At 67.6% G+C, this 12,952-nt stretch carries 6 protein-coding genes; all 6 read right to left on the bottom strand.

The genetic code is table 11. The features are described from left to right. Positions 1-273: 273 nt before the first annotated feature. The 6 genes from tuf to rpoB all read right to left on the bottom strand — a co-directional run bounded on the left by tuf (position 274) and on the right by rpoB (position 12,555). Positions 274-1,467, bottom strand: coding sequence for an elongation factor Tu (gene tuf, locus FB554_RS01660; protein ID WP_142004343.1), 1,194 nt, complete (start codon positions 1,465-1,467; stop codon positions 274-276). Positions 1,468-1,559: 92 nt separating this feature from the next. Continuing rightward, positions 1,560-3,662 (bottom strand): elongation factor G, encoded by a 2,103-nt coding sequence (gene fusA, locus FB554_RS01655; protein WP_142004342.1) that lies wholly within the window; start codon positions 3,660-3,662, stop codon positions 1,560-1,562. A 104-nt stretch (positions 3,663-3,766) separates the two neighbouring features. After that, positions 3,767-4,237, bottom strand: a complete 471-nt coding sequence (gene rpsG / locus FB554_RS01650) for a 30S ribosomal protein S7 (RefSeq protein WP_142004341.1) — start codon at positions 4,235-4,237, stop codon at positions 3,767-3,769. Further along, positions 4,237-4,611, bottom strand: a complete 375-nt coding sequence (rpsL, locus tag FB554_RS01645) for a 30S ribosomal protein S12 (protein WP_142004340.1) — start codon at positions 4,609-4,611, stop codon at positions 4,237-4,239. Before rpsL ends, rpsG begins: the two co-directional genes overlap by 1 nt. 462 nt (positions 4,612-5,073) lie before the next feature. Beyond that, positions 5,074-8,955: a DNA-directed RNA polymerase subunit beta' gene (locus FB554_RS01640; RefSeq protein ID WP_142004339.1), complete on the bottom strand. Its 3,882-nt coding sequence runs from the start codon at positions 8,953-8,955 to the stop codon at positions 5,074-5,076. A gap of 114 nt (positions 8,956-9,069) precedes the next feature. Continuing rightward, positions 9,070-12,555, bottom strand: coding sequence for a DNA-directed RNA polymerase subunit beta (gene rpoB, locus FB554_RS01635; RefSeq protein ID WP_142004338.1), 3,486 nt, complete (start codon positions 12,553-12,555; stop codon positions 9,070-9,072). Positions 12,556-12,952 lie beyond the last annotated feature (397 nt).

Here is a 12,952-nt window from a genome sequence, read left to right as displayed (position 1 = left end):
GACCACCGCCGCACCGTGCGCCGCCCAACCGCCCGTACGCCCTCGCGGACCACCGCCGACCCGTGCGCCCCACCGCACCCCCCGCCGGACCACCGCCGCACCGTGCGCTGCCCAACCGCCCGTACGCCCTCGCGGACCACCGCCGACCCGTGCGCCCCACCGCACCCCCCGCCGGACCACCGCCGACCCGTGCGCCGCCCGTGCGCAGGCATGCGAAAGGCCCCGGGCCGAAGCCCGGGGCCTTGCGCGTGCAGCTAGTGCGTCAGCAGATCGTCACTTGATGATCTTGGTGACGCGGCCGGCGCCGACGGTGCGGCCACCCTCGCGGATCGCGAAGCGCAGGCCGTCCTCCATGGCGACAGGCTGGATGAGCTCGACGGTCATCTCGGTGTTGTCGCCCGGCATGACCATCTCGGTGCCCTCGGGGAGGTGCACGACGCCGGTCACGTCGGTGGTGCGGAAGTAGAACTGCGGGCGGTAGTTGTCGTAGAACGGCGTGTGACGGCCACCCTCGTCCTTGCCCAGGATGTAGACCTGCGCCTCGAACTCGGTGTGCGGGGTGATCGAACCCGGCTTCACGACGACCTGGCCGCGCTCGACGTCCTCACGCTTGGTGCCGCGCAGCAGCAGGCCGACGTTCTCGCCCGCACGACCCTCGTCGAGCAGCTTGCGGAACATCTCGATGCCGGTAACCGTGGTGGTCTGCTTCTCCGGGCGGATGCCGACGATCTCGACCTCCTGGTTCACGTTCAGCACACCGCGCTCGATGCGGCCGGTGACGACGGTGCCACGACCGGTGATCGTGAAGACGTCCTCGATCGGCATCAGGAACGGCTTGTCGGTGTCGCGCACCGGGTCCGGGATCGACTCGTCGACCGCGTCCATCAGGTCCTCGACCGACTTGACCCACTCGGCGTCGCCCTCGAGCGCCTTGAGCGCCGAGACCTTCACGACCGGGGCGTTGTCGCCGTCGAACTCCTGGCTGGACAGCAGCTCACGGACCTCCATCTCGACGAGCTCGAGGATCTCCTCGTCGTCGACCATGTCGGCCTTGTTCAGCGCCACCAGGATGTAGGGCACACCGACCTGACGCGCGAGCAGCACGTGCTCACGGGTCTGCGGCATCGGGCCGTCGGTGGCGGCGACCACGAGGATCGCGCCGTCCATCTGAGCCGCACCGGTGATCATGTTCTTCACGTAGTCGGCGTGACCCGGGGCGTCGACGTGGGCGTAGTGCCGCTTGTCGGTCTCGTACTCCTGGTGCGAGACGTTGATGGTGATACCGCGCTGACGCTCCTCGGGAGCGTTGTCGATGTCAGCGAACGCCGCAGCCTTGTTCAACTGCGGGAACTTGTCCGCCAGAACCTTGGTGATGGCAGCGGTCAGCGTCGTCTTGCCGTGGTCGACGTGACCGATCGTGCCGATGTTGACGTGCGGCTTGGTCCGCTCGAACTTGGCCTTAGCCACTGGGGTCCTCCTTCAAGGACGTGCTTGCGGCGCCGGGGCGGCGCCGGTTGGGTTTCTCTTTCCTTACCGGTGGGCTGACGCGAGGATACGCGTCACTCGCCCCGGATCTTCTTGATGATCTCCTCGGCGACGTTCCGGGGAACCTCGGCGTAGGAGTCGAACTGCATCGTGTAGTTCGCACGACCCTGCGTCTTGGAACGCAGGTCGCCGACGTACCCGAACATCTCCGACAGCGGGACGAGGCCGCGGACGACCTTGGCACCGCTGATGTCCTCCATGGCCTGGATCTGGCCACGGCGGGAGTTGATGTCGCCGATGACGTCGCCCATGTAGTCCTCGGGCGTGCGCACCTCGACCGCCATCATCGGCTCGAGCAGCACCGGGTCGGCCTTGCGGACGGCCTCCTTGAGCGCCATCGAACCGGCGATCTTGAACGCCATCTCCGAGGAGTCGACGTCGTGGTAGGCGCCGTCGAGCAGCGTGGCCTTCAGGCCCACCAGCGGGTAGCCGGCGAGCACACCCAGCTGCATGGCCTCCTGGATGCCGTGGTCGACCGAGGGGATGTACTCCCGCGGGATGCGACCACCGGTGACCTTGTTCTCGAACTCGTACAGCTCACCCTCGGTGGTCTCCAGCGGCTCGAAGGTGATCTGCACCTTCGCGAACTGGCCGGACCCACCGGTCTGCTTCTTGTGGGTGTAGTCGTACTTCTCGACCGGGCGACGGATCGTCTCGCGGTAGGCGACCTGCGGCGCACCGACGTTGGCCTCGACCTTGAACTCCCGCTTCATGCGGTCGACCAGGATGTCGAGGTGGAGCTCGCCCATGCCGCCGATGACGGTCTGGCCGGTCTCCTCGTCGAGGCGGACGGTGAAGGTCGGGTCCTCCTGCGCCAGGCGCTGGATGGCCGTGCCGAGCTTCTCCTGGTCGCCCTTGGTCTTGGGCTCGATCGCCACGTGGATGACCGGCTCCGGGAAGGTCATCGACTCGAGGATGATCTGCTCGTTCAGGTCGGACAGGGTGTCACCGGTGGTGGTGTCCTTCAGTCCGATGACCGCGTAGATGTGACCCGCCGAGGCCTTGTCGACCGGGTTCTCCTTGTTGGCGTGCATCTGGAACAGCTTGCCCAGACGCTCCTTCTTGCCCTTGGTCGCGTTCATGACCTGCGAGCCGGCGGTGATCTGGCCGGAGTAGACCCGGATGTAGGTCAGCGTGCCGTAGAAGGGGTGAGCCGCGATCTTGAACGCCAGCGCCGCGAACGGCTCCTCGGCGTCCGCGTTGCGGTGGATCACCGTCTCCTCGTCACCGGGCTGGTGGCCGTCGGCGCCGTTGACGTCGATCGGGCTCGGGAGGTAGTCGATGACCGCGTCGAGCAGGGGCTGCACGCCCTTGTTCTTGAACGCGGTGCCGCAGAAGACCGGGTTGACCTCGTTGGCGAGGGTCAGCTTGCGCACACCCTGCTTGATCTCGTCCTCGGTCAGCTCCTCGCCACCGAGGTACTTCTCGAGGAGCTCCTCGTCGGCCTCGGCGACCTTCTCGATCAGGTGGTTGCGGTACTCCTCGGCCTTGGCCTGCAGGTCCGCGGGGATCTCCTCGGTGGCGTACTCCTCACCGAGCTTGGTCTCGCCGCGCCAGGTCAGCGCCTTCATCGAGATGAGGTCGACGACGCCCTCGAAGTCGGACTCGGCACCGATCGGCAGCTGCATGACCAGCGGGGTCGCGCCGAGGCGGTCGACCATCGTCTGCACGGAGAAGTAGAAGTCCGCGCCCATCTTGTCCATCTTGTTGATGAAGCACATGCGCGGGACGCCGTACTTGTCGGCCTGACGCCACACGGTCTCCGACTGCGGCTCGACACCCTCCTTGCCGTCGAAGACGGCGACGGCGCCGTCGAGGACGCGCAGGTTGCGCTCGACCTCGACGGTGAAGTCGACGTGGCCGGGCGTGTCGATCAGGTTGATCTGGTAGCCCTTCCAGAACGAGGTGACGGCGGCGGAGGTGATGGTGATCCCCCGCTCCTTCTCCTGCTCCATCCAGTCGGTGGTCGAGGCGCCGTCGTGCGTCTCGCCCATCTTGTGGTTGACGCCGGTGTAGAACAGGATCCGCTCGGTCGTCGTGGTCTTGCCGGCGTCGATGTGCGCCATGATCCCGATGTTGCGGACCTTGTTGAGGTCAGTCAGCACGTCCTGTGCCACAGGAGTCTCTTCTCGTCTCTCGTGAGTTCGTCAGTATCGAACAGCGGTGGAACCGCTGCGTTGGTGCGTCGCGACCGGCGGGCCGGTCGCGACGCACCGACGGGTCACCAGCGGTAGTGCGCGAAGGCCCGGTTGGACTCGGCCATCTTGTGGGTGTCCTCACGACGCTTGACCGCGGCACCCAGGCCGTTGCTCGCGTCGAGGATCTCGTTCATCAGGCGCTCGGTCATCGTCTTCTCGCGGCGCTGCCGGGAGTAGCCGACCAGCCAGCGCAGCGACAGGGTCACCGCACGGTTGGGCTTGACCTCGACCGGGACCTGGTAGGTCGCACCACCGACGCGGCGGGACTTGACCTCCAGGGCGGGCTTGACGTTGTCGAGCGCGCGCTTGAGCGTGACGACCGGGTCGGTGCCGGTCTTCTCGCGGCAGCCCTCGAGGGCGCCGTAGACGATGCGCTCAGCGGTCGACTTCTTGCCGTCGAGCAGGATCTTGTTGACCAGCTGGGTGACCAGCGGCGAGCCGTAGACCGGGTCGACGACCAGGGGGCGCTTCGGAGCGGGGCCCTTGCGAGGCATTACTTCTTCTCCTTCTTCGCGCCGTAACGGCTACGGGCCTGCTGGCGGCCCTTGACACCCTGGGTGTCGAGCGAGCCGCGGATGATCTTGTAGCGCACACCCGGCAGGTCCTTCACACGACCGCCGCGCACGAGCACGATCGAGTGCTCCTGCAGGTTGTGGCCCACACCCGGGATGTAAGCGGTGACCTCGATGCCCGAGGTCAGCTTCACGCGCGCGACCTTGCGCAGCGCGGAGTTCGGCTTCTTCGGGGTGGTGGTGTAGACGCGGGTGCACACGCCGCGTCGCTGGGGGCTGCCCTTAAGAGCCGGGGTGGAGACCTTGCTGGCCTTGTCCTGGCGACCCTTGCGGACGAGCTGGTTGATGGTAGGCAACCTGTTCTCCGACCTTGTCGTTTCGTCTTGTCTGCCGGCGACAGGCGCGTACGCCGTCGTCGAGCTCCTTGGTTGGTCCGGCTTCCCATCCGACCCACGCGGTCGGGTGTGTCAGCTGGCGCCCTCCCCTGCACTTCCGGCAGGAACAACTCCTGCGGATGCCCGGCGGGGGCGTGTGGGGGCCTGATGCCCGCGAACCGTCGCGCCGAGCATCGGGCGATCTATCGGGGCAGGGCAGAGCCCACGCACGAGGATCAAGCGTACCGGCGCGCCGACACGCCGCCAAATCCGTACACCTGCTACAACGCCGCGCGGCGCAGCTCCCTTCCCGGGAGCTGCGCCGCACGGTCGTTGCTTCGCTACGCGCTTCGTCAGCCGTCGGACCTTCTCGACGGCCTCCTCGCACTCCGCTCCGGCCGGGTGCCTCGCAAGCTCGACCCCCAACCTTCGCTACGCGCTTCGTCAGCCGTCGGAGAACCCGAGGCTCGCGTCGTCCAGCCGCACGGCCTCGCCGCTGCCCGGGCCGAAGACCGGGTAGTCGTAGGCCTGGTAGTCGGGCAGGGCGTACAGCGCCGCCTTGGCCTCCTCGGTGGGCTCGACCGTGACGTTGCGGTAACGCGTCAGGCCGGTGCCCGCCGGGATGAGCTTTCCGAGGATGACGTTCTCCTTCAGGCCCAGCAGCGGGTCGCTCTTGGCGTGCATCGCCGCCTCGGTGAGCACCCGGGTCGTCTCCTGGAAGGAGGCGGCCGAGAGCCACGAGTCGGTGGCGAGCGACGCCTTGGTGATCCCGAGCAGGTCGGGGCGACCCGACGCCGGCCGGCCGCCCTCGGCGACCGCGCGGCGCGACTCGTCCTCGAAGCGCGAACGCTCCGCGAGCTCACCGGGCAGCAGCTCGGTGTCGCCGGCCTCGATGATCGTCACGCGGCGCAGCATCTGCCGCACGATGACCTCGATGTGCTTGTCGTGGATCGACACACCCTGCTGGCGGTAGACGCTCTGCACCTCGTCGACGAGGTGCTTCTGCACCGCGCGCGGGCCGAGGATGCGCAGCACCTGCTTCGGGTCGATCGCACCCTGCACCAGCAGCGTGCCGACCTCGACGTGCTGACCGTCCTCGATCAGCATGCGCGCGCGCTTGCTGACCGGGTAGGCGTGCTCCTCGGAGCCGTCGTCCGGGGTGAGCAGGATGCGACGAGCCTTGTCGGTCTCCTCGATCTGCACCCGGCCGCTGGCCTCGGCGATCGGCGCCACACCCTTGGGCGTGCGGGCCTCGAACAGCTCGACCACACGCGGCAGACCCTGGGTGATGTCGTCACCCGCGGCACCACCGGTGTGGAAGGTGCGCATGGTCAGCTGCGTGCCGGGCTCACCGATCGACTGGGCCGCGATGATGCCGACGGCCTCACCGATGTCGACCAGCTTGCCGGTGGCCAGGCTGCGGCCGTAGCACTTGGCGCAGGTGCCGACGCGCGACTCGCAGGTCAGGACCGAACGGACCTTGACCTCCTCGACGCCCGCGGCGACCAGCTTGTCCAGGTTGACGTCGCCCAGGTCGGCACCGGCCGCGGCCAGCACCTCCCCGTCCACCTCCACGTCGGAGGCGAGCGTCCGCGCGTAGACCGAGGTCTCGACGTCCTCGTGCTCGACGAGCTCGCCGTCGGCGTTGCGCTGCGCGATCGGCAGCGTCAGGCCGCGCTCGGTGCCGCAGTCGTCCTCACGGATGATGACGTCCTGCGACACGTCGACCAGACGACGCGTGAGGTAACCCGAGTCGGCCGTCCGCAGAGCGGTGTCGGCCAGACCCTTGCGGGTGCCGTGCGTGGAGATGAAGAACTCCAGCACGGACAGGCCCTCACGGAAGTTCGCCTTGATCGGGCGCGGGATGATCTCGCCCTTCGGGTTGGCCATGAGGCCACGCATGCCGGCCAGCTGGCGCAGCTGGAACCAGTTACCACGCGCACCCGAGGAGACCATCCGGTAGATGGGGTTCTTCTTGGGGAAGTTCTCCTCCATCGCCTTGGAGACGTCGTTGGCCGCCTGGGTCCAGATCTCGATGAGCTCCTGACGGCGCTCGTCGTCGGTGATCAGACCGCGGTCGAACTGCTGCTGGACCTTGGCCGCCTTGGTCTCGTAGCCGGCCAGGATCTCGGTCTTGTCCGGCATGACGACGTCGGCGATGGACACGGTCGTGCCCGAGCGGGTGGCCCAGTAGAAACCGGCCTCCTTGAGCGCGTCCAGCGACGCCGCGACCTGCACCTTGCTGTAGCGCTCGGCGAGGTCGTTGACGATCGCCGACAGACCCTTCTTGTCGACGGGCACGTTCACGAAGGCGTAGTCCTCCGGGAGCGTGTCGTTGAACAGCGCGCGACCCAGGGTGGTCTCCACCAGGGCGCTGACGGCGCGGCCGTCCTCGCCCAGCTGGGCACCCTCGGGCAGCGGAGCGTCGACCGACGGCACGAAGTCGTCGATGCGCACCTTGATCGGCGTGCCGAGCTGGATCTCGCCGGCGTCGTACGCCATCCGCGCCTCGGCGACGGACGAGAAGGCTCGACCCGTCTGCCCCTCCTCGACCTCGGACGTCAGGTGGAACAGACCCATGATCATGTCCTGGGTCGGCATGGTCACCGGACGGCCGTCGGACGGCTTGAGGATGTTGTTCGAGGACAGCATCAGGATGCGGGCCTCGGCCTGGGCCTCCGCCGACAGCGGCACGTGCACGGCCATCTGGTCACCGTCGAAGTCGGCGTTGAACGCCGAGCAGACGAGCGGGTGGATCTGGACGGCCTTGCCCTCGACCAGCTGCGGCTCGAAGGCCTGGATGCCGAGGCGGTGCAGCGTGGGCGCACGGTTGAGCAGCACCGGGTGCTCGGTGATGACCTCTTCGAGGACGTCCCACACGACCGGACGCGCGCGCTCGACCATGCGCTTGGCCGACTTGATGTTCTGCGCGTGGTCGAGGTCGACCAGACGCTTCATCACGAACGGCTTGAACAGCTCCAGGGCCATCTGCTTGGGCAGACCGCACTGGTGCAGCTTCAGCTGCGGGCCGACCACGATGACGCTACGGCCGGAGTAGTCGACGCGCTTGCCGAGCAGGTTCTGCCGGAAGCGGCCCTGCTTGCCCTTGAGCATGTCGGACAGCGACTTCAGCGCCCGGTTGCCGGGGCCGGTGACCGGACGACCGCGCCGGCCGTTGTCGAACAGCGCGTCGACCGACTCCTGCAGCATCCGCTTCTCGTTGTTCACGATGATCTCGGGAGCCCCGAGGTCCAGCAGTCGCTTCAGACGGTTGTTGCGGTTGATGACCCGGCGGTAGAGGTCATTGAGGTCGGAGGTCGCGAAGCGGCCACCGTCGAGCTGCACCATCGGGCGCAGGTCCGGCGGGATGACCGGCACGCAGTCCAGGACCATGCCCGTGGGGCTGTTCTTGGTCTGCTGGAAGGCGGTGACGACCTTGAGCCGCTTCAGGGCGCGGGTCTTCTTCTGACCCTTGCCGGTCGCGATGATCTCGCGCAGCGACTCCGACTCGGCGTCCAGGTCGAAGGTCTCGAGACGCTTCTGCAGCGCCGCGGCGCCCATCCCGCCCTCGAAGTACAGACCGAACCGGTCGCGCATCTCGCGGTAGAGCACCTCGTCGCCCTCGAGGTCCTGGACCTTGAGGTTCTTGAAGCGGTCCCAGACCTGCTCGAGCCGCTCGACCTGCTGGTCGGCGCGCTTGCGGATCTGGTTCATCTCGCGCTCGGCGGACTCGCGCACCTTGCGGCGCGCGTCGGCCTTGGCGCCTTCCTTCTCGAGCTCGGCGAGGTCGGCCTCGAGCTTGCTCGCGCGGGTGTTCACGTCACCGTCGCGACGGTTCTCGATCTCCTTCTTCTCGACCTCGATCTGCGCCTCGAGCGAGGGCAGGTCGGCGTGCCGCTGCTCCTCGTCGACCGAGGTGATCATGTAGGCCGCGAAGTAGATGACCTTCTCGAGGTCCTTCGGCGCCAGGTCGAGCAGGTAGCCGAGCCGGCTCGGGACACCCTTGAAGTACCAGATGTGGGTGACCGGGGCGGCGAGCTCGATGTGGCCCATGCGCTCACGGCGCACGTTGGACCGGGTCACCTCGACGCCGCAGCGCTCACAGATGATGCCCTTGAAGCGGACCCGCTTGTACTTGCCGCAGTAGCACTCCCAGTCCCGGGTGGGGCCGAAGATCTTCTCGCAGAAGAGGCCGTCCTTCTCGGGCTTGAGGGTGCGGTAGTTGATGGTCTCCGGCTTCTTGACCTCGCCGTGGCTCCACTGACGGATGTCGTCGGCGGTGGCCAGGCCGATCCGAAGCTCGTCGAAGAAGTTGACGTCCAGCACGTTCGCTGTCCTTCTTTCGTGGTTCTAGAAGTCTGAAATCAGTTGAGTGTCAGTGATATTCGCGTTGTCGACCTCATCCCGGGCGCCGCGTCGCCGCGGCGCCCGGGCTCGAGATCAGACCTCTTCGACGCTGCTCGGCTCGCGCCGAGACAGGTCGATGCCGAGCTCTTCCGCGGCGCGGAAGACCTCCTGGTCGGAGTCGCGCAGGTCGATCGTCTGACCGTCGGAGCTGAGCACCTCGACGTTCAGGCAGAGCGACTGCATCTCCTTGATGAGCACCTTGAAGGACTCGGGGATCCCCGGCTCGGGGATGTTCTCGCCCTTCACGATCGCCTCGTAGACCTTCACCCGGCCGGTGACGTCGTCGGACTTGATCGTCAGCAGCTCCTGCAGCGCGTAGGCGGCGCCGTAGGCCTCGAGCGCCCACACCTCCATCTCGCCGAACCGCTGGCCACCGAACTGGGCCTTACCGCCCAGCGGCTGCTGCGTGATCATCGAGTACGGGCCGGTCGAGCGAGCGTGGATCTTGTCGTCGACCAGGTGGTGGAGCTTGAGGATGTACATGTAGCCGACCGCGACCGGGTCCGGGAACGGCTCGCCGGAACGCCCGTCGAACAGCCGCGCCTTGCCCGTGTTGTCGACCAGGCGCTGACCGTCACGGGTCGGCGTGGTCGAGTCGAGCAGACCGCGGATCTCCTCCTCGCGGGCGCCGTCGAAGACGGGGCTCGCGATGCGGGTGTTCGGCTCGGCCGTGCGCGCGTCCTGCGGGATGCGCGCGGCCCAGTCGGGGGTGCCCTCGATGTCCCAGCCGCGCGAGGCCGCCCAGCCCATGTGCAGCTCGAGCACCTGGCCGGGGTTCATGCGGGAGGGAACACCGAGCGGGTTCAGCACGATGTCGACCGGCGTGCCGTCCTCGAGGAACGGCATGTCCTCCACGGGCAGGATCTTGGCGATGACGCCCTTGTTGCCGTGGCGGCCGGCGAGCTTGTCGCCGTCGGTGATCTTGCGCTTGTTGGCGACGTAGACACGCACCAGCTGGTTGACGCCGGGCGGCAGCTCGTCGTCGTCCTCGCGGTCGAACACCTTGACGCCGATGACCGTGCCGGTCTCGCCGTGCGGCACCTTCATCGAGGTGTCGCGCACCTCGCGGGCCTTCTCGCCGAAGATGGCGCGCAGCAGGCGCTCCTCCGGGGTCAGCTCGGTCTCGCCCTTGGGCGTGACCTTGCCGACCAGCAGGTCGCCGTCGCGCACCTCCGCGCCGATGCGGATGATGCCGCGCTCGTCGAGGTCGGCCAGGACCTCCTCGGAGACGTTCGGGATGTCCCGGGTGATCTCCTCAGGGCCCAGCTTGGTGTCGCGGGCGTCGATCTCGTGCTCCTCGATGTGGATCGAGGACAGCACGTCGTCCTGCACGAGGCGCTGCGACAGGATGATCGCGTCCTCGTAGTTGTGGCCCTCCCACGGCATGAACGCCACGAGCAGGTTCTGCCCGAGCGCCATCTCGCCACCGTCGGTCGCGGGACCGTCGGCGATGACGGCGCCCACCTCGAGGCGGTCGCCCTCGTTCACCACGACCCGCTGGTTGTAGCAGGTGCCCTGGTTGGAGCGGGTGAACTTGGCGATGCGGTAGGTCTGGCGGGTGCCGTCGTCGGCAGCCACCGTCACCAGGTCGGCCGAGATCTCCTCGACGACGCCGGCCTTGTCGGCCCGCACGACGTCACCGGAGTCCAGCGCCGCGCGGTACTCGATGCCGGTGCCGACCAGCGGCGAGGCCGAGCGCACCAGCGGCACGGCCTGACGCTGCATGTTGGCGCCCATGAGCGCGCGGCTGGCGTCGTCGTGCTCCAGGAACGGGATCAGCGCGGTCGCCGCCGACACCATCTGGCGCGCGGAGACGTCCATGTAGTCGACCTCGTCGGCGGGGACGTCGGTCGCCTCGCCGCCCTTGGTGCGGACCAGGACCCGCTCCTCGGCGAAGTGCTGGTCGTCGGTGAGCGGCGCGTTCGCCTGGGCGATGACGTGCTCGTCCTCCTCGTCGGCGGACAGGTAGACGACCTCGTCGGTCACCTTGCCCTTGACGACCTTGCGGTAGGGAGTCTCGACGAACCCGAACGGGTTGATCCGGCCGTACGACGCCAGCGAGCCGATCAGACCGATGTTGGGACCCTCGGGGGTCTCGATCGGGCACATGCGGCCGTAGTGGCTCGGGTGGACGTCACGGACCTCCATGCCGGCGCGGTCACGGGACAGACCACCCGGGCCCAGCGCGTTGAGGCGACGCTTGTGCGTCAGCCCCGCGAGGGGGTTGTTCTGGTCCATGAACTGCGACAGCTGGCTGGTGCCGAAGAACTCCTTGATGGAGGCGACGACCGGCCGGATGTTGATCAGGGTCTGCGGCGTGATGGCCTCGACGTCCTGGGTGGTCATCCGCTCGCGCACGACGCGCTCCATCCGCGACAGGCCCGTGCGGACCTGGTTCTGGATGAGCTCGCCGACGCTGCGCAGGCGACGGTTGCCGAAGTGGTCGATGTCGTCGACCTCGACGCGCACCTCGACGTCCTCGCCGTCACGACGGCCCGGCATCGTCTCGTTGCCGGCGTGCAGCTCGACGAGGTAGCGGATCGTGGCGACGATGTCGTCGACCGACAGCGTCGACTCCGACAGCGGCTCCTCGAGGCCGAGCTTCTTGTTGATCTTGTAGCGACCGACCTTGGCCAGGTCGTACCGCTTGCCGTTGAAGTAGAGGTTGTCCAGCAGCGTCTGGGCGGCCTCCTTGGTCGGCGGCTCGCCCGGGCGCAGCTTGCGGTAGATGTCGAGCAGGGCCTCGTCCTGGCCGGCGGTGTGGTCCTTCTCGAGGGTCTGGCGCATCGACTCGAAGTCGCCGAACTCCTCCAGGATCTGCGCCTCGGTCCAGCCCAGGGCCTTCAGCAGCACGGTGACCGACTGCTTGCGCTTGCGGTCGACGCGCACGCCGACGATGTCGCGCTTGTCGATCTCGAACTCCAGCCACGCGCCGCGGCTCGGGATGACCTTGGCGGTGTAGACGTCCTTGTCGGAGGTCTTGTCGACCGACCGCTCGAAGTAGACCCCGGGGCTGCGGACCAGCTGCGAGACGACGACGCGCTCGGTGCCGTTGATCACGAAGGTGCCGCGGTCGGTCATGAGCGGGAAGTCGCCCATGAAGACCGTCTGGCTCTTGATCTCACCGGTGTTGTTGTTCATGAACTCCGCCGTGACGAACAGCGGAGCGGAGTAGGTCATGTCCTTCTCCTTGCACTCCTCGATGGAGTACTTGATGTCCTCGAACCGGTGGTCGCGGAACGAGAGGGACATCGAGCCGGAGAAGTCCTCGATCGGGGAGATCTCCTCGAAGATCTCCTCCAGACCGGAACGCTCGGGAACCGTGACCTTGCCACCGGAGTTGGCGGCGGCGACGCGCTCCTGCCAGCGCTCGTTGCCGAGCAGCCAGTCGAAGCTCTCCGTCTGGAGGGCGAGCAGGTCAGGGATCTCGAGGGGTTCGCGAATCTTCGCGAAGGACAGACGACCAGAAGCCGTCTTTGCCGAGGACAGAGTCTGAGTCGCAGTACGCGAGGCAGCCAACGAAGGGGTCCTTCCAGAGCCTTACTGAGCGGCGGGCAGCACCGCCCGGCTTCCCGGACCAGCCATCGACGTGGTTCTCAACGGACGCAGCACGAAGAGCGCCGAACATCGTCAGTGATGGCGAGAGAGGGTGAGCACAGGGCAGCGCAAAGCGACAGCATACCGAAGGGAGGGCAGCATGTCTAGTGGGCCTCCGCAGGCCCCGTGCCGTCTGTCGCGAACCGCCTCCAGCCCGGCCCTGTGCTGGTCTCGGGCGGCCTGACGATCCGCGTTGTTGCCGACGATGGTGGCCCGCCGCGGGGTCACCGGTCAAGAGGCGCGCGGCGTGTCGTGACATCCGCGGACGCGCCGTGACATCCGCGCCGGCCCACCGCGTCTGGAGGGAGAACCCGACGGA

The organism is Barrientosiimonas humi (assembly GCF_006716095.1).
GTDB lineage: Bacteria > Actinomycetota > Actinomycetes > Actinomycetales > Dermatophilaceae > Barrientosiimonas > Barrientosiimonas humi.
This window is presented reverse-complemented; position numbering and strand designations above follow the sequence as displayed.

Bases quoted from the DNA above. Each gene is read 5' to 3' on its own strand.
- rpsG (WP_142004341.1), bottom strand. From the start codon at position 4,237: ATGCCTCGCAAGGGCCCCGCTCCGAAGCGCCCCCTGGTCGTCGACCCG.